We start from the raw sequence: 18481 nt of genomic DNA on the forward strand, positions 1-18481 counted from the left end.
TCAGCCTCAGGCACAGCACAAGACGAGCCTCACTAAAAAGGTGTCCTTTACCGATTTTTAGAGGATTGGCTTGTGACCCACCTCGAGGTCGACAAAAACGCGACGTCCTGTCGCATTGTCGACACTAGTACGTCCTGTACGTCTGGGGTAGGCGCTCCTCCTATAAGAAATACACTTATAGTCGTGTGATGCTTATGCTACCGAAGGATTCCTTGTAGAGCCGGACGCAGACAAACTTGTCGTAAAGTTATACACAACTTTCAAATTTATAGTTTCCTAAACGATATAAAAACCCCCTGTTGTACTAAAACAGGGGGTTCAACTATTCTTGATTAGATGTAACGAGGGAATAAGATATTATTTTCTAAATGAACATGCATAAAGGTTTGACCTTCAAGTGCTTCAATTCGTCTGTATACAAGTGTATATGTTCCACATGCATCAAGAGGAAGCTCATAATCAGATGTAACTTCTCTAAGTTGTCTTAGGATTTCTCCAACATGATCATGTTCTTTTTCAAGTTCTGTAATGTAGTCAACAATTTCTTGGCGATTTTCTACATCTGGGTTATCAAGCTTTTTAAGCAATGGGAATACAACTGTTTCCTCTTTCTCTGTATGCTCGATCATTTCTTTTTTAAATTCATACCAAAGCTCATAGACCTTCAGAAGCTCTGGATGACCGTCTCCGTGGACTTTCATTACTTTTGTTACATACGGGCTTAATTGGGCAAGCTCTTCTAATAGCGGAGCATGGTAGTGCTCACTAATATGCTTAATAATGTCATCAGAGCTGCTATTTGTCCAAACAGTCATATCATCTGTATCATTTTGTTCATTCACATATATTTCATTTAAATCTGCCATTAATGGATCCATTTCAATAGACAAATCAGCAGCTGCCTTGCTTAATGGGATATTTCCACCACAGCAGAAATCTATACGATAACGTTTAAAAACATCACTTGTTTTGGGTTGTGCATTTACAATATCTTTAACTAATGTTGATTCAGTAAAAGGCATAGTCATTCGATATATCCTCCTTATTTTTCATTACAATTAAAGCATAACTGATTCACAACCTTAAGCAGGTGACCGTCATCACACTTTTGAACGTTTTGGTAAATTTATCTACGGGAAAGAATGTTGTGATGTTTGTCATGTTGAATCTTTAGGGGGACATATATAATATAGAATAGAAGAAAGACAGCGTTTTTTCTAAAGAGGAGCTGATTTTTTATGTTAGAGAAAAGAAAGCCAATCCCTGTTGGAGAGGCTGTCAAACGGATTATGTTCCATGAAATTCATGGGCAAACTGAGCACGTCTCGATCAACGAAAGCTATGGAAGGTATTTATCAGAGGATTTAGTTGCGACAAGTGATGTGCCTCATTTTGATCGAGCTCCATATGATGGTTTTGCTGTTCGTACAATTGATACAATAGATGCTGCACAAACAAATCCAGTTGAATTTGAGGTTATTGATCATATTGGTGCAGGAATGGTAACTGACAAAGAAGTGGGTGCGTTTCAAGCTGTGAGGATTATGACTGGCGCACAAATGCCAATTGAATGTGATGCAGTAGTCATGCTTGAGCTCGCCAAAGCTTTTGAAAGGGATGGAAAAAATTACATATCAATTAAACGGGCATATAAGCCTGGAGATAATGTCTCTTATAGAGGAGAAGATGCAAAAGAAGGAGATATTTTAATTAAAAAAGGAACAAAAATTAATCCTGGTATTCAAGCAATCCTCGCAACTTTTGGTTATGCAGAGGTTCCAGTCGCTAAAAAACCAATCGTTGGACTTTATGCAACAGGTACGGAATTATTGGATGTGTTTGACCAACTAGAGCCAGGAAAAATCAGAAATAGCAACTCTTATATGATTGCTGCTCAAATTGAGCGTGCAGGTGCTAAGGTCCATTATTTTGGCCAGCTGCCAGATGAATTTGACACTTGCTATGAAGCAGTGAAAAATGCACTTATTAATGTAGATATGCTAATTACAACAGGTGGAGTGTCGGTTGGAGATTATGATTATTTGCCGGCTATTTATGAAAAACTAGGCGCTGAGGTGTTATTTAATAAAGTAGCCATGCGTCCTGGCAGTGTAACAACAGTTGCTCAATTAGAGGGAAAACTCCTTTTTGGGTTATCAGGGAATCCATCCGCTTGTTATGTAGGATTTGAACTTTTTGCACGACCAATTATCAGAAAGATGCTGGCCTCTGAAAAACCACATCTTAGAAAAGAAAAGGCCATCCTATCTGTAGATTTTCTGAAGGCCAATCCATTTACACGATTTGTTAGAAGTGCATTAACGGTTTCTGAAGGCCGATTCGTAGCTTCACCTAGTGGACTAGATAAATCGAATATCATTATGAGCCTTGCAGGGGCCAATTCATTAATGATTTTGCCAGGAGGAACGCGAGGATTTGAAGCGGGATCGGAAGTGGATATATTAATGCTAGAGGATTTTGATGGCAGCGAATGGCCGTGGTAACTGAACCAGTTGTTTTTCAAGTTGTAGGCTATCAAAATAGTGGCAAAACAACGGTAGTTAAACAAATTATTGAATCTCTTTCTGCAAAGCGATTTAAAGTTGCAACAATTAAGCATCATGGGCATGGGGGAAAACCAGATATTATTGAAAGCAAGGACTCTCACCAGCATATCACTTCCGGAGCTTTCGCATCATTAGTTGAAGGGGATGGAAGGATATTGCTCCAGGCTGAGCAAAATAGCTGGTTATTAGATAAACAAATTCAGCTGCTTTCATCCTTGAATCCTAATTTCATTCTTGTAGAAGGCCATAAATCTGCACACTATCCAAAGATTGTCTTAGTAAGAAATACAGAAGATCATGTATTATTGACTAAGCTAACTAATATAAAGGCAGTATTTTATTGGGGAAATGAACCTTTCGAATGTGAAGAGCAGGTTCCACCTTATGTTTCCTTTCATATAAATGATTCTTCAAGTTATGAATGGATATGCAATTTTTTGATTTGCCAGATAAAAAAGTCGTAAAAACATTGTCGAAAAACCGTCATATTTTGACGGCTTTTTTTTATTTATGTGATAATATTCACAGGTAAAATTGTAAAATTTGTTTATAGTGTAATTATAGTGATTACTAGGGGGGATTTTAGTGAAGCTTTGTTTACCAAAACAGCATGGTGCATGGGCAATGTTGATTATCCCATTCTGGCTTGGTGTTGTAGCATCAGAGTTTTTGTGGTCACATATCGCCTTTTTTATCGGGTGGTTATTTTTATATTTATCTACATATCCAATGCTTCTTTTATTCAAAAAGAAAAAAATGCAGTATTATTTGAAATGGACGTTCATATATTTTATTCCAGCAATCTTGCTGCTATTGATTCCACTTTTTGTACGACCATCGATTATTATATTCGGGCTTGTGATGATTCCGTTTTTTATTATTAATGCTTATTTTTCATCAAAAAATCGTGAACGGGCATTCCTCAATGATATGAGTGCGATATGTGTGTTTGCAATTGCAGGCTTGGCAAGCAGCTATTTAGTGAATGGTGAAATAAATAACTTAGCGATTATAGTATTTATTACTTCCATTTTGTTTTTTGCAGGATGTACCTTCTTTGTAAAAACAATGATTCGGGAGAAAAAGAATCCAATATTTAAATGGATTTCATGGGGATTCCATATCGCTGTGCCATTAGTATCGTTTGTTTTAGGCGAATGGCTCATAGCAATTGCCTTTATTCCAAGTTTATTTAGAGCATTTTATTTCTATGGAAAAGGGATGACAATGAAGAAATTAGGCATCCTAGAAATTGTTAACTCTGTTTTCTTTTTTGTGATTATGGTATTTGTATTATTGTAAAGGCGATGGAATCAGAAGAGGTTAACATATTTGAATGGCATATAAGTAAAAAAAGCACATGCAAAGCTGGAGAGACCCTGCTTCGCTTGTGCTTTTCTGTTGTTCTATTTGCTCTAGAAAATTATACGAGTGGTGCTTTACTTAAAGGGAAACTCCTTTATTGTCATGAGCCATTTAGATTCTCCGTGTGATTAAGGAGCTAAAATAGATTCGTTCTTATTCTATATTGCAAATATTAATTGGACAGTTTTCACAATCGATGGTTGTTTTTAAATAGGGTAAATCGTGAATCGTAATCATACTCTTTTCTATAGAAATTACATTGTTTTTACGGAGCTCCCCTAGCATGCGATTGACGACTTCTCTAGAAGTGCCGCAAAAATTAGCAAGATCCTGGTTTGTTAAAGCAATCGTAATTAAGATTCCTTCTTCATTTTCCACTCCATAGCTATTTGTTAGCCGAATCAAAGTTGAATAAAGGGCTCCTTTTTTTCCATGAAGGACAAGATCTCTAAATTTTGTTTGTGTTTTACGGTATTGTAAGCTAATCCATTTCATTAATTCTAATGCAAGTGAATGGTCTTGATTTAGCCTTTCCTCTAGCTCTTTTTTATTAATAATTGCAACTTCTCCGCTTTCAACGATCTTTGCATTCAACATATAATTGGAAGAAGGGCAAAAGAGTGAAAGCTCTCCAAATAAGTCTCCCTTTTGGCACATCCTTAATGTTAACTCTCGCCCATCAGGTACAATTTTGCTAATTTGAATGACTCCACTTTGAACAATATAAAGTTCATTAGCTAACATTCCTTCTTGATATAAGAAGGTTCCTTTTTCGATTTTTTTTGTATAGTGAGCAGATTGAAGCAGTTCTTCTAATTTTGTAGATATTTCTTTTTCATTCTCCAATAAAACCCACCTCTTTCAGTAGTATGAGTGTGGAAGGGATTACACGAATCATTTCTAATTAAATTGATTAATACTACTATTATATTGTAAAGATTAAAAACATCAAGAAAAAACAGTTGATTTATTTTTTGCAAGTTTCTATAATAAGAGCAACAGAAAATATATAATTATAAATTTTTATAATTAAATATACAAAAATGCTTGTCGGTTTGAAGAGGGAAATTATGAAAGTCTCAATTAATGACGTAACTAGATATTGGGGAATGGAGTTGCTGTATATTGTTCATCAGCATTTAAAAGCTCAGATTCAATCAATACTCACATATAGAAAAGGGAGGGCCTTCCTAATTAATAAAATTCGAACAGGCATGTCACGAGAGGAAAACTACTTACATTTAGAGATATTCATTTGGAACCTAATCTAGTTACAGCTGCTAAAGTAGTAATGCATGTATTAATACTTTGCTCCTTTAACAATTATAGAAATAGATGAATCAGTAAATATAATCCACCCTGTATTAAAGCATGGTATTCGATGGCCTTATAGGCTTTAAATTTTTGTTATAATTGTATAAATATAAAATAAAATATATAAATATTCATAATGAGGTGGATAAATGAACGGTTACTTGTACTTGGATGGTGATCAGTGTTTTAAAGGGCAATGGCTAACTGCGCCTCTAGAACATAATGTAAATAGAAAAATTATATTTTTTACAGGAATGATTGGATATGAAGACGTGCTGATAGATCCTACATATACGAATCAGATTGTTATTTTTACGTATCCGTTAATCGGTACTTATGGGATAAGCTACGAAGAATATATACATAAAAAACCATCTGTCGGAGCTGTCGTAGTTTATGAAGCTGTCGATGATCCGTCACATTATCAATCCACTTCTTCGCTTACTGAATACCTTGAAAAATGGAACATCCCGATGTTAAGTCATGTTGATACGAGAGCAGTTGTAAAGAAATTAAGGAATAGAAGTTCAATGTCAGCGATTCTTTCATCAAGTGAACCTATTTGAATCAATTTACATTCATATAAATGAATGAGTAGAGGAGCGTTCATACGTATGCCAAAAGATACAAGCATTCAGTCGATTCTTGTGATTGGTTCAGGCCCAATTGTCATTGGGCAAGCGGCAGAGTTTGATTATGCTGGGACACAAGGCTGTTCTGCTCTCAAAGAAGAAGGCTATGAAGTCATTCTAGTAAATAATAATCCGGCAACGATTATGTCAGATCAAGCATTTGCTGACCGCGTCTATTTTGAGCCATTAACTGTAGATAGTTTAGAGAAAATCATTGAATTGGAACGACCGGATGGGATTCTTGCTACACTAGGTGGTCAAACAGGCTTGAACTTAGCCTATCAACTAAGTGAGGCAGGTATTTTAGAACGGTTTCAGGTGAAGTTTCTTGGAAGTAGTATTGAAACGATAAAAAAGGCTGAAGACAGGGAAATATTTAGGGCATTGATGAAAGAATTGAATGAGCCAGTTCCTGAGAGCGAAATTATTCGTGATGTGGAAACAGCGAGGCGATTTGGACAGATGATCGGCTTTCCAATTATCGTTCGTCCTGCATACACACTCGGTGGGACTGGTGGAGGCATTGCTAATCATCTTGCTGAATTAGAAGCACTAGTAAAAGGCGGGTTAAACGAAAGTGCAATCAACCAATGCTTAATTGAAAAAAGTATTGCAGGGTATAAAGAAATTGAGTTTGAGGTGGTACGAGATTCAACTGATACTTGCATCATTATTTGCAATATGGAAAATATTGATCCAGTTGGCATTCATACTGGTGACTCAATTGTTGTAGCCCCTTCACAAACACTGACGAATGATGAATATCAACTTCTCCGTCAGGCGGCCGTAAAGATCGTTTCAAAACTTGGTATTATTGGGGGCTGTAATATTCAATTTGCGCTTGATCCTACGAGTAGAAATTATTATTTAATTGAGGTCAACCCAAGGGTTAGCCGATCTTCCGCCCTTGCTTCTAAGGCAACGGGCTATCCGATAGCACAAATAGCTGCAAAGCTCGCTGTTGGTTACAGCTTATCAGAACTGTATCATCCATTAACGAAGCATAAATCATCAAGCTTTGAGCCTGTTATCGATTATGTCGTTGTAAAATTTCCAAAATGGGCATTTAATAAATTCCCGGCAGCAGATCGTCGATTAGGCACACAAATGAAGGCGACAGGTGAAGCAATGGGGATGGATCGGAATCTTGAGCGGGCGCTATTAAAGGCAATCCATTCCCTTGATGGAGGAACGGATCTAAAAAAAACATATCTAATAGAAGCAGCCACAGATCATTTAGAACAAATGCTAACAGAGCAAACAGATGAAAGATTTTTCATTATTATGGAACTATTACGTCGTGGACAAAGAGTAGAGACATTATTTGAAATGACAAAGATTGATCGCTTTTTTTTACAATCCTTTAAGAAATTAGTCAATCTGGAACAGCAGGTTGCTGCTCAAACGTTTGAAACAATAACAAAATCTAAGCTGCAGATGTTTAAGGAAAAGGGCATTAGTGATCAATATTTGGCAAATGAATGGCATGTGACAGAAAGGGCCATTCGTAATAAGCGAAAAATGCTCGGTATAAAACCAATCTATAAAATGGTAGATACTTGTGCAGGGGAATTTGAAGCATATTCAAATTACTTTTACTCAAGTTATTTTGGTGAAACGGAACTAAATGTAAGAAAGGATAAGCGGAAAGTATTAATTATTGGCAGCGGGCCAATCCGAATCGGCCAAGGAATCGAATTTGATTATTGCTCTGTTCAAGCGGTCTTTGCTTTAAAGAAAGCGATGGTTGAAACGATTATGATTAATAATAATCCTGAAACAGTAAGCACTGATTATAAGATTGCCGATCGCCTCTATTTTGAGCCCCTTATCCTTGAGGATGTACTTAATGTAATTGAAGCAGAAGGAATTACTGAAGTTCTCATTCAATTTGGGGGACAGACTGCACTTAATTTGGCAGAGAAGCTTGAGGAATATGGTTTAACTTTACTAGGAATCACTTCAAATAAAATTAATCAACTAGAGGATCGAAAGCAATTTTATCAGCTGTTAGATGATTTAACGATCCCACATATGGATGGAGAGATTGTCCAATCGGAAAAGGAGCTGTCTACAGCAGTAAAGAAGATGGGATTTCCGGTTTTGATTCGTCCATCATTTGTTATTGGCGGAAAGGGCATGGAAATCATCAGCTGCAAGACGGAGCTGGAGCGGTACATTCAAAAGAATCGTATATATCCTGTTCTTGCAGATAGGTTCCTTCAAGGAATGGAAGCTGAATTTGATTTAGCCGCTGATGGACAGCATATGTATGTACCAGCAATTATTGAGCATATTGAACGGACTGGTGTTCACTCTGGAGACAGTGTATCTGTGATCCCCCCGCAATCTTTAACGTCTGATGTACAGGAAAAAATGATTGGCTATGCAAGATTGATCGTTCAAAAGCTCCAATATAAAGGCTTGATGAATATCCAATTTATTATCAATAAGGAAAAAGTCTATGTGTTGGAAGTGAACCCTCGTGCAAGTAGAACCGTGCCGATTATTAGTAAAGTGACCGATGTTCCACTCGTAGAAATTGCGACAAAAGTATTGCTTGGGAAATATCATTTGTCGAATGATGTAATTGCGCATCATTCAAATAATGATTTTGTTTGTGTGAAATATCCGGTTTTTTCAACCTATGCATTAAAAGGACTTGATTCAAAAGTAGGACCAGAAATGAAATCAACTGGAGAAGGGATTGCTATCGCTTCAACCTTTGAAGAAGCGATGAAAAAAGCCTTTCAGAATGATCGTTTAAAAAAAATCGTTCAATGGAGGATTGGGATAAAAGGCAACGGAAATGATAAAAGGTTAAAATTACTAGCTGAGGCTGCTGGGGTAAAGCTAATAGACATCGAGGATCATTATTCAATTCAGCAAATGAAAGAAATGATTGCTCTGTTCAGTCCTAACGAGTCTTTTGTGGATCGCAAGCTGAGGGAAGAAGCAATAAAAAACAGAATCATTACATTTACGGAACGGGAGACGCTAGAGGTATTTTTACAAGGGTTAGCGGTAGAAGAGTGGAGTGTGCGATCGATGGGAGACTGGCTAGATAGAGTGAAAAAAACAAAGGAAGTGAGCATAAGATGATTTCACTTGAAGTGACTGAACAACATTTGAATTTGAAAGGGAAACACTTTTTAACATTGGCAGACCTTTCTCCAGAAAGTATAAAAGGCTTACTAGCAAAGGCGCTGAAAATGAAAAAGTCCTTTACATTAGGAGAAGAGACAAACGTATTAAAGGGAAACATTTTAGGAATGATTTTCGAAAAACCTTCAACACGTACAAGAGCCTCATTTGAAGCAGGGATGCTACAACTTGGTGGGCACGCACTCTATTTAAACAGCAATGATCTACAGCTTGGAAGAGGTGAATCAATTGCTGATACTGCAAAAGTGCTATCTCAATATGTCGATGCAATCATGATTCGAACGTTCTCACATCAAACGCTTGAAGAGCTAAGTGCTCATGCATCCGTACCTGTTATTAATGGTTTAACGAATCTCTATCACCCATGTCAGGCATTAGCAGATTTATTAACTATTTATGAGAAAAAGGGTGGATGGGCTGGACAAAAGTTATGCTATATTGGAGATGGAAATAATGTAGCCCATTCTTTAATGATTGCGTCCGCAAAGACAGGAATGGATATTACGGTTGCATGTCCAAGAGGTTATGAACCAGATCCAGCAATTATCAAATTGGCCGAAGGATTTTCCAAAGCAAGTGGGTCAAAAGTAGCCATCTCCAATCATCCTATAGAAGCAGTGGAAAATGCTGATATTATCTATACAGATGTATGGACGAGTATGGGTCAAGAGGAAGAAAATGAAAAGCGTCTAAGAGAGTTTTCAGGCTTTCAAGTGAATGAGCATCTTGTCCAATATGGGAAAAGTGATTTTGTTTTTCTGCACTGCTTACCTGCCCATAGAGGAGTAGAGGTGGAAGGGGCAGTCATTGACGGACCACATTCAGCTATCTTTCAACAAGCAGGAAATCGGTTGCATGTGCAAAAAGCATTGCTTTCAGAGATTCTATAATAGGGAAAGGCCTTCTATTCACAAAGAAGGCCTTTTTTAGATTGATCATATTAGAAAACTAGTATGGGCAGATTCGGATGGTCCATGAAATGAATCTGCCTCTATTTAAGATAAAAAGAAGACAAGTGGCCCAACGATAAAGCAGTAAAGGGCAAAATATTTTAAATTCCCTTTAGCCATAATATTCATAAACCATTTTAATGAAAAATAAGAGGCAATTAAGGATGCAAAGAATGCAAGTGTATAGGGAATCGCTAATGTTGCAAGATTTGCATCTTTCATAATATCACGAATGCCTAAAATCATCCCACCTACACTAATGGGAATATACAATAGAAAGGAAAATTTTAATGAAGTTTCTTGCTTCATCCCAAGTCCCATTGCAGCAATAATCGTTGCTCCAGAGCGGCTAATTCCTGGAATGAGAGCTATCGCTTGTGCAAGTCCAATGATGATTGCGTCTTTAACTGTAAGATCAGCATCATTTTTTCTGCCACGAAAATTACGGATCAACCATAACGCAATTCCAGTTATCATTAATGTAATAGCTACTGTTTTAATACTTGCTAAGTTTTCTTCAATTATATCTTGGAATAAAACACCAATCACACCTGCTGGAATGGTCCCGATAATTAAATAAATAATAAAACGGAAATCAGCTTCCGCCTGTTTTTCTTTTGTTTTTACATATTTTATCCCATTGTGAACGAGCTTCATGATGGTTTCACGATAGATAATTAATACGGCAATTAGAGATCCTGTATTTACAAGTAAAGCAAAGCTCATGCCTTTGATTGTCAGGCCGAAAAAATGTTCAGCAATTTCTAAATGACCACTTGATGAAATAGGAATTGGCTCTGTAAGACCTTGTATAAGACCAAGAAAAACATACTTCAGTATTTCAGTGATTTCAGTCACAAATCGTTCCTCCAATAATAAAATGATATTCTCTCATTTAACTACAAAGGATTCTAATGTGTAAAGCAATAAAAAACAAAATCAAGGAACCATTTGGTAGTTTTTTTTTCAATAGTAACTTTCCTTAATGGAAAGAATATAAAAGATTTTAAAATAAGAAAGGAGGCGATTTGTCTTGGGACAAAACAGGCAATTTAGAGCAGGACAAAAAGCACCGAATAATGGGGTATATATTGAAATTGGGGAAACAGGCAGCAATGTGAACAATCCCCAATTATTAAAACTCCGTGCAGGTGATCGTTTTCCGGAAAACTCGAATCATAACCGTGTTTGGACCTACCAAAGAAAGCCATAATATTTTCACAATTCAATCGTATGAAATGAGTAGCCATCCCTTGTGGATGGCTTTACATATGCTATAATAGTAATAAAGGTCAAAAAAGGTCAAAGGGAGGTTTGAAATGGATTTAAACCAAATGACAGAAAGAGTGCAATCGGCGCTAATGAATGCACAGTCTTTAGCCATACGTGAACAGCATCAGGAAGTAGATGAAGTACATCTTTTTCTTTCGCTACTTGAACAAGAAGATAGCTTAATTGCTTCATTACTAATCAAATTACACATATCGTTGGAAACTGTGAAGAATGATCTTCAATTTCTTCTTTCAAAGATTCCTCAAGTATCGGGTAGTGGCATTGAACAGGGAAAGCTGTATATTTCAAGCAAACTTCAGCAACTTCTCGCAAATGCAGAAGTTGAAATGAAACAATTTGAGGATGACTTTCTTTCTGTAGAACACTTATTGTTAGCAACAGTCTCCTCTTTCCAATCTGAGATTGGTGTTGTGCTAAAAAAAGCAAACATAAATCGAAAACAGCTTGAGGCGGTCATTAAAGAAGTAAGGGGGAATCAAAAAGTGACATCACAAAATCCAGAAGCAACCTATGATGCCTTAAAAAAATATGGGAGAGATTTAGTAGAAGAAGTGAAGACTGGAAAACTTGATCCAGTCATCGGCAGAGATAGTGAAATTAGACATGTTATTCGAATCCTCTCTAGAAAGACGAAAAATAATCCTGTTCTAATCGGTGAGCCTGGCGTTGGAAAAACAGCCATAGTTGAGGGATTAGCTCAAAGAATTGTTAGAAAGGATGTCCCAGAAGGATTAAAAAACAAAACGATTTTTTCGCTTGATATGAGTGCTTTAATTGCAGGTGCAAAATTTAGGGGAGAATTTGAGGAAAGGCTGAAAGCGGTATTAAATGAAATTAAAAAAAGTGAGGGCAGCATCCTCCTGTTCATCGATGAAATCCATACGATTGTAGGTGCTGGAAAAACAGAAGGGGCAATGGATGCAGGCAATATGCTTAAGCCAATGCTTGCAAGAGGAGAATTGCATTGTATTGGGGCAACTACACTTGACGAGCATCGGAAATACATTGAAAAGGATCCCGCTCTTGAACGACGTTTTCAGCAAGTAGTCGTTCAAGAGCCAAATGTGGAGGATTCTATTTCCATTTTACGAGGTTTGAAAGAACGATATGAAATTCACCACGGGGTAAATATACATGACAAGGCACTTGTTGCAGCAGTTACTTTATCTGATCGGTATATTTCTGATCGCTTCTTGCCGGATAAGGCGATTGATTTAGTTGATGAGGCATGTGCAATGATTCGTACTGAAATTGATTCCATGCCGACCGAATTGGATGAAGTGACTAGAAGGGTGATGCAGCTTGAAATAGAGGAGGCTGCCTTACGTAAGGAAAGTGACGAGGCTAGTAAGTTAAGGCTATTAGCACTACAAAAGGAATTGGCTGAACTGAAGGATCAGACACATGAAATGAAGGTAAAATGGGAGCTTGAAAAAGAGGGCATTCATAAAGTCCAACAACAAAGAGAAACGTTAGAAAAATTACGACGGGAATTAGAAGAAGCAGAGAATAATTATGATTTAAATAAGGCGGCTGAACTCCGGCATGGGAAAATACCTGCTTTAGAAAAGGTACTAGAAGAGCTTGAAAATGAAGTGAACTTAAATAATAGTGATCGACTTGTAAGGGAAAAAGTGACAGATGAAGAAATTGCCGATATTGTTGCAAGGTGGACAGGGATTCCAATCGCAAAGCTTGTTGAAGGGGAAAGGGGTAAATTGCTTCGTCTAGAAAGTATTCTTCGGAAAAGAGTGGTCGGTCAAGATGAGGCAGTAGAGCTCGTAGCTGATGCTGTTCTTCGAGCAAGAGCTGGAATTAAAGATCCAAATCGTCCGATTGGTTCCTTTATATTCCTTGGTCCTACTGGAGTAGGAAAAACGGAGCTTGCCAAATCACTTGCTCAATCATTGTTTGATAGCGAAGATCAAATGATACGTATTGATATGAGTGAATACATGGAAAAGCATGCGGTTTCAAGGCTCATTGGGGCACCTCCCGGATATGTGGGATATGAAGAAGGCGGACAACTGACAGAAGCGGTTAGAAGGAAACCATATTCAGTTATTCTTCTAGATGAAATTGAAAAAGCGCATCCCGAAGTATTTAATATTCTACTTCAAATGTTAGATGACGGTCGAATCACAGATTCACAAGGCAGAACAGTAGATTTCAAAAACACAGTCATTATCATGACGTCAAATATCGGCTCTCAATATTTGCTTGAACGCGTTGAAGGAGAAACGGAATATATTAATGAAGAAACACGAAAAAAAGTAATGAAAACATTACAAGGTCATTTCCGTCCTGAGTTTTTAAATCGTGTAGATGAAATCACTTTATTTAAACCACTTACTTTAGCTGAAATCAAAGCAATTGTCACTAAACTTATTGATGAGCTTCAGGAAAGGCTATCAGATCAGCAAATAAAACTATTTATAACCGAAGAGGCAAAAGAATATATAGCTGAAAATGGTTTTGATCCTATTTATGGGGCGAGGCCATTAAAGCGTTTCATTCAAAGAAATGTTGAAACTATGCTTGCTAGGAAAATAATTGCAGGAGAAATTATCGAATTAGCAGAAGTTAGTATTTCAATGGGCAACAATGAGCTTTCATTGCAAGTAAAATAAAATGAGTCATCCTGATTTGTTTCAGGATGACCCATTTTTCGAGCAGGCATTAAACCGATAGTAGTTAAGTTCGGTAAGTAATGAACACTTGATATTAGTGAACCGTTTGCTTATTGTTTGAATCATCAGGAATAATTACTGCAACTATGAAAATAAGGATAGTTGCACATACTGCAAGAATAGTACCTGTTTGGAGATTGAAAGCTGCACCGATCATTGAACTAACAACATAGTTAATCATTTGAACAAGTAAAAATGTCCAGAAAAAAGTCAAAAAGTACCTCACTGAATTCACCTCTTACATTATAAAATCCCTTTTCATCTTATCATAAGCAGTCTGATAATTAAACGCTATTTTATCCATATATTGAATTTTGTCAGTAAATATGGATGATATTTATTTAATATATTATTGTCTCCACTAAAATAGGCTAAACCCCTTTCATTTTATGTGATGCTTCATACATTATTAGGAACAACTTTAGTAAAGGAGTTTTTATAATGGAAAGCCGAAACTTTCAATTGGATGCCGAATGGAATATGATTCACTATCCCGAAAAACCAAGTGGTTTCGGTATCCTAATTCTGGGAGATGAAAGAAACTTTGTCCATGCTGATGGCAGCTTTTGGACACAGAATGAGGGAAAATCACTATTACTAAACAAATGTAAAGATGAAGGATATACAATCTTTTATTCCAATCTTTATGGAAAGAGCTGGGGAAATGCAAAAGCAGTGAATCTGGCACGAAGACTATACGAGCATATAATCCGTACAGAAATTATTAATGAAAGGGTGCATCTCATTGCTGAAGGGATGGGGGCGTTAGTTGCTTTAAAATTACTGAATGAAATGGGCCCATCACAAATCAGAGCTTGCGTATTAATCAATCCAATCCTTTCCTTGCACGATCATTTAGAATTAGAAAGAGAACATAAATTTTATTATAAAAAATTAATAAAAGAGTTATCTGTCTCTCTTGATACGGATACAGCTGAACTAGAAACAATCACAAAAGGAATGAATGAATATGATATCATTGAGAATAATGATATTCCGATGAAAATTATTCAAGTTTTATATGATCGACGGGCATATAAGCAAGCAAATTTATTGAAAAAACTTACAGTTACAAGGAAAGAAAACGAAATGCCGCTTTCTATATGTTATATTTTACCCGAGAAAAGGAACCAGATTGATGGTCAAATATTGAATTTCCTAAAACAATATGAACGTATCTTATAAAAAGACAAAGGAATAGAAATAAAGAGGAGAATACATGCATAGGATACACTGAGAATATTCAGGGAGGCCTATGCATGGGAAATGCTTTAATTATAGGGACATTTGAAAATATTGGGTTTCATTTTTGTACTTCCTATTTAGAGGAGGGGTACGAAGTAATTGGGATTCAATTCACGAGCAGTATAGAAGAGGAGATTCTTGAGAATAAACGAATGGCAATTGGAAGAAACGCCAATTTTATTGAGAAGTCTTTTAAGGAATGGTTGCCAACTGCTACAATTAATGAACGAACTTCTATTATTATTGATCTCTATCATTTCCATTTGAGAGAAAGTGTGCTTAAATTAGAAGGCTCTGAAATAATTGAGAAGTTTCTTGATAAAAATGAAAGGGCAATTAATGAAACAAATTCAAAAGTTATTTTTCTTCTTCCCATACAGAGACCTCAAGCCACAGATGAGCTATTTAGTAGACTCTTTAAAAATAGAATAACGAGTCCATATGAATATCTTCATTTTGAGGAAGAGTTAAAATTAGAAAAAGGCGATTATCTTCACATAATTGAAGAAGGATTCTAGAGAAGTTGAAAAAACACTTTTCAATTCCCGTCTGTTAGGGGTAGAATAAAAAGAGTTTAGTATAATTCTCAATTCATTCAAGACATATTGTGATGTGGCTATTTCAGAGAGGCGGAGTAAAGGGAGATGCATAGAAATTTCTTGCGTTTTGGGATCCTTCTTTTAAGCCTTCTTTTATTGGCCTCCTGTGGACAGGCAATGTCTACAGGAAATCTTAAGAAAGCTGGTTTGTTAGTCCCTGATACAGTGAATGATCAAGTTTGGGGGACAAAAGGCTATAAAGGAATGTTAAAGATACAATCCCATCATAATGTTGAAGTATATTATAAAGAGGGCATGAACACACAGATGATCGTGGAACGAACAATTAAAGAGTTTGATCAAAAGGGTGTAAATCTTATATTCGGACATGGCAATGAATACGTGGAGTTCTTTAATAGAATATCCAAAGATTATCCTCATATTCATTTTGTTAGTTTTAATGGAGATGCCGAAAATGAAAATACGACAAGTTTAAATTTTGAAGGATATGCGATGGGTTTTTTCGGGGGAATGATTGCAGCGCATATGACGAAAACAAATACAATTGGAATTATTGCTGCATTTGAATGGCAGCCTGAAATAGAAGGCTTCTTTGAAGGGGCCAATTATGAAAATGAAGATGTGAATGTTGTCATCGAATACGTAAGTGATTGGGATGATGACAATAAAGCAATTGAATACCTCGATAAGGTAATGGCTAAGAATGCTGATGTAATCTACCCAGCAGGAGATGGCTATAATGTTCCTGTTATCGAGAAAGTGAAGGAAAAAGGGCATTATGCGATTGGTTATATCTCAGATCAATCTGATTTAGGTGAATCCGTTGTCCTAACAAGTACAATTCAAAATGCCGATATACTATATGAACTTGTGGCTAAACGTTTTAATGAAGGAAAATTAGAGTCTGGAAATTTATCTTTTGATTTTCAAGACGATGTTATTGCACTTGGGAAATTCAGTCCAAAAGTTGACAAGGAATATATCGAATATATTCAAGCAGCGATTGAAAAATATAAATTAACGGGTAAACTACCAAATGAATGAAGATAGTCGAAAGATGGAGGGACTTAATTGATGCAGCAACCAGATAAAACAATGGAATTTATGGCCATCGCCATGAAATACTTACCAGAAGCAAAACAGCAGTTAGATGAAGCAGGAATTCAACTTTCTATTGAAATGATTCAGCCATTCATGTCGTTGTTTACACAAGTAATGAATGAAGCATATGAGATCGGAAGAGCAGATGCATTAAAGGAAACAGAATAAATAATAGAAATAATTGTACCGGCCAGCGATGTAGATGCGGCCGGTTTTTTGTTGTTTAAAAAAGGGGGAAAATAATTGGCAAAGGCGGCTAATAAATATCAGCGATTAAAGGCGTAAATAAAAACTGACAGATAAAAGCTTGAATGAATGAAGTTGAAGGAGATTATGTGTTGCCTTCGTCCGATGTTACCTCAAAAGCCTAATCAATGTCTTATGGAGTGTGTGTTGATCAAAGCTAACTACTCCATAGAAGGTGTGCAGAATGGCTCGTTGCTAATTTAATGTAGTGAGCATTAATATTTAAGAAAATAGTCTAATTAAAAAATATTGCTTTTTCACATGGAAATTTGATAAAATTAGTACCAAGTCATAATAATTGATAATAAAATATATAAAAACTGAAATGTAGATAAAAATATTCGTCTGAAACTGTGTTTTTAAAAAAGGAGTGGGATCAATGAACGCAGGAATTATTGGAATTGGCAGATGTCTTCCGGAGAAAATTCTTACGAATGCTGATTTGGAAAAAATGGTGGATACATCTGATGAATGGATAAGAACAAGAACGGGAATTGAAGAGAGAAGAATAGCAGATGATCAAACAGATACGTCTGAATTAGCCTTCGTAGCAGCAAAAAATGCGATAACCAATGCAAATATTCCTGCAGAGGAAATAGGGATGATTATTGTTGCAACTGTTACTCCAGACAATCCATTTCCGTCAGTGGCAACCATCCTTCAAGAAAAATTAGGAGCTGTGAATGCAGCAGCAATGGATGTAAGTGCTGCATGTGCAGGCTTCATGTATGGTATGATAACAGCAAAACAATTTGTTGAAAATGGTGTCTATAAGTATATTTTAGTAGTAGGTGTTGAGAAGTTATCAAAGATTACAAATTGGGAAGATCGAAATACAGCTGTTTTATTTGGAGATGGAGCTGGAGCGGCTGTCCTTGGACATGTATCAGAAGGAAGAGGGATTCTCTCCTTTGATCTTGGGGCTGATGGCTCAGGCGGAAAGCATTTATATCAAGAGGACTATATTGTTATGAATGGGCGTGAAGTATTCAAATTTGCTGTTAGACAAATGGGTGAGAGCAGTGTGAAAGTGCTTGAGAAAGCGGGCCTATCTAAGGATGATGTTGATTTTCTTATCCCACATCAGGCAAATATTCGTATTATGGAGGCTTCTAGACAGCGCTTAGAATTACCTGAAGAGAAAATGTCAAAGACTGTCCATAAGTATGGGAATACTTCATCTGCTTCAATTCCAATTTCTTTAGTCGAAGAATTAGAAGCAGGAAAGATTAAAGATGATGATTTAATTGTGATGGTTGGCTTCGGTGGAGGCTTAACCTGGGGAGCGATCGCTCTCCGTTGGGGTCGTTAATAAAAGTAAATAGAATAAATAACTTTCTTACGTAAAGGAGA

17 protein-coding genes are annotated in these 18481 nt (G+C 36.5%); 13 read left to right on the forward strand and 4 right to left on the reverse strand.

What is annotated here, in order from left to right:
* Positions 1-332: 332 nt before the first annotated feature.
* Positions 333-1028: an iron-sulfur cluster repair di-iron protein gene (ric, locus tag J2Z40_RS08385; protein WP_066392763.1), complete on the reverse strand. Its 696-nt coding sequence runs from the start codon at positions 1026-1028 to the stop codon at positions 333-335.
* 210 nt (positions 1029-1238) lie between these two features.
* Between ric and J2Z40_RS08390 the strand changes: the two genes are divergently transcribed.
* The 3 genes from J2Z40_RS08390 to J2Z40_RS08400 all read left to right on the forward strand — a co-directional run bounded on the left by J2Z40_RS08390 (position 1239) and on the right by J2Z40_RS08400 (position 3869).
* Entirely contained in the window at positions 1239-2504 is a 1266-nt protein-coding gene (locus tag J2Z40_RS08390) for a molybdopterin molybdotransferase MoeA (protein WP_066392766.1), read from the forward strand.
* Positions 2492-3031 carry a molybdopterin-guanine dinucleotide biosynthesis protein B gene (gene mobB / locus J2Z40_RS08395; protein WP_066392768.1) on the forward strand — a complete coding sequence of 180 codons (540 nt, stop codon included), beginning with the start codon at positions 2492-2494 and terminating at the stop codon, positions 3029-3031. Before J2Z40_RS08390 ends, mobB begins: the two co-directional genes overlap by 13 nt.
* Before the next feature lie 121 nt (positions 3032-3152).
* On the forward strand, positions 3153-3869 hold the full coding sequence (locus tag J2Z40_RS08400) for a YwiC-like family protein (RefSeq protein ID WP_083953858.1): 717 nt from the start codon (positions 3153-3155) through the stop codon (positions 3867-3869).
* A gap of 216 nt (positions 3870-4085) precedes the next feature.
* Here the strand turns inward: J2Z40_RS08400 and J2Z40_RS08405 are convergent, their stop codons facing one another.
* On the reverse strand, positions 4086-4778 hold the full coding sequence (locus tag J2Z40_RS08405) for a Crp/Fnr family transcriptional regulator (RefSeq protein WP_066392777.1): 693 nt from the start codon (positions 4776-4778) through the stop codon (positions 4086-4088).
* Positions 4779-5395: 617 nt separating this feature from the next.
* Here J2Z40_RS08405 and J2Z40_RS08410 point away from each other — a divergent pair.
* Genes J2Z40_RS08410 through argF form a run of 3 tightly spaced genes read left to right on the forward strand, consistent with a single transcriptional unit; the run spans position 5396 to position 9933 of the window.
* The gene (locus J2Z40_RS08410; RefSeq protein WP_066392779.1) at positions 5396-5812 is read left to right on the forward strand and encodes a carbamoyl-phosphate synthase domain-containing protein; all 417 of its coding nucleotides are present in this window, start codon (positions 5396-5398) and stop codon (positions 5810-5812) included.
* Between the two features lie 48 nt (positions 5813-5860).
* Positions 5861-8980, forward strand: a complete 3120-nt coding sequence (locus tag J2Z40_RS08415) for a carbamoyl-phosphate synthase (glutamine-hydrolyzing) large subunit (protein ID WP_066392782.1) — start codon at positions 5861-5863, stop codon at positions 8978-8980.
* Complete coding sequence (gene argF, locus J2Z40_RS08420) at positions 8977-9933, forward strand: ornithine carbamoyltransferase (RefSeq protein ID WP_066392789.1); 957 nt, start codon at positions 8977-8979, stop codon at positions 9931-9933. Before J2Z40_RS08415 ends, argF begins: the two co-directional genes overlap by 4 nt.
* A gap of 105 nt (positions 9934-10038) precedes the next feature.
* Here the strand turns inward: argF and J2Z40_RS08425 are convergent, their stop codons facing one another.
* The gene (locus tag J2Z40_RS08425; protein ID WP_066392790.1) at positions 10039-10851 is read right to left on the reverse strand and encodes an undecaprenyl-diphosphate phosphatase; all 813 of its coding nucleotides are present in this window, start codon (positions 10849-10851) and stop codon (positions 10039-10041) included.
* A 175-nt stretch (positions 10852-11026) separates the two neighbouring features.
* Between J2Z40_RS08425 and J2Z40_RS08430 the strand changes: the two genes are divergently transcribed.
* Positions 11027-11206, forward strand: coding sequence for a YjzC family protein (locus tag J2Z40_RS08430; RefSeq protein ID WP_066392791.1), 180 nt, complete (start codon positions 11027-11029; stop codon positions 11204-11206).
* Between the two features lie 106 nt (positions 11207-11312).
* Positions 11313-13916, forward strand: a complete 2604-nt coding sequence (clpB, locus tag J2Z40_RS08435) for an ATP-dependent chaperone ClpB (protein WP_066392793.1) — start codon at positions 11313-11315, stop codon at positions 13914-13916.
* 94 nt (positions 13917-14010) lie between these two features.
* On the opposite strand, the gene J2Z40_RS08440 is transcribed toward clpB, so the two are convergent.
* Positions 14011-14202: a DUF2929 family protein gene (locus tag J2Z40_RS08440; RefSeq protein WP_066392796.1), complete on the reverse strand. Its 192-nt coding sequence runs from the start codon at positions 14200-14202 to the stop codon at positions 14011-14013.
* Between the two features lie 215 nt (positions 14203-14417).
* Here J2Z40_RS08440 and J2Z40_RS08445 point away from each other — a divergent pair, with 215 nt between their 5' ends.
* The 5 genes from J2Z40_RS08445 to J2Z40_RS08465 all read left to right on the forward strand — a co-directional run bounded on the left by J2Z40_RS08445 (position 14418) and on the right by J2Z40_RS08465 (position 18440).
* Positions 14418-15161 (forward strand): lipase family protein, encoded by a 744-nt coding sequence (locus J2Z40_RS08445; RefSeq protein ID WP_066392797.1) that lies wholly within the window; start codon positions 14418-14420, stop codon positions 15159-15161.
* Between the two features lie 74 nt (positions 15162-15235).
* Positions 15236-15739, forward strand: a complete 504-nt coding sequence (locus J2Z40_RS08450; protein WP_066392799.1) for a hypothetical protein — start codon at positions 15236-15238, stop codon at positions 15737-15739.
* Between the two features lie 126 nt (positions 15740-15865).
* The gene (locus tag J2Z40_RS08455; protein ID WP_066392801.1) at positions 15866-16825 is read left to right on the forward strand and encodes a BMP family ABC transporter substrate-binding protein; all 960 of its coding nucleotides are present in this window, start codon (positions 15866-15868) and stop codon (positions 16823-16825) included.
* Between the two features lie 30 nt (positions 16826-16855).
* Positions 16856-17050 (forward strand): ComZ family protein, encoded by a 195-nt coding sequence (locus tag J2Z40_RS08460; RefSeq protein WP_066392802.1) that lies wholly within the window; start codon positions 16856-16858, stop codon positions 17048-17050.
* A 457-nt stretch (positions 17051-17507) separates the two neighbouring features.
* Positions 17508-18440 (forward strand): beta-ketoacyl-ACP synthase III, encoded by a 933-nt coding sequence (locus J2Z40_RS08465; RefSeq protein WP_066392803.1) that lies wholly within the window; start codon positions 17508-17510, stop codon positions 18438-18440.
* The last annotated feature ends 41 nt before the right edge of the window (positions 18441-18481 follow it).

This window comes from Cytobacillus eiseniae (genome assembly GCF_017874625.1).
GTDB classification, from domain to species: Bacteria; Bacillota; Bacilli; order Bacillales; family Cytobacillaceae; genus Cytobacillus; species Cytobacillus eiseniae.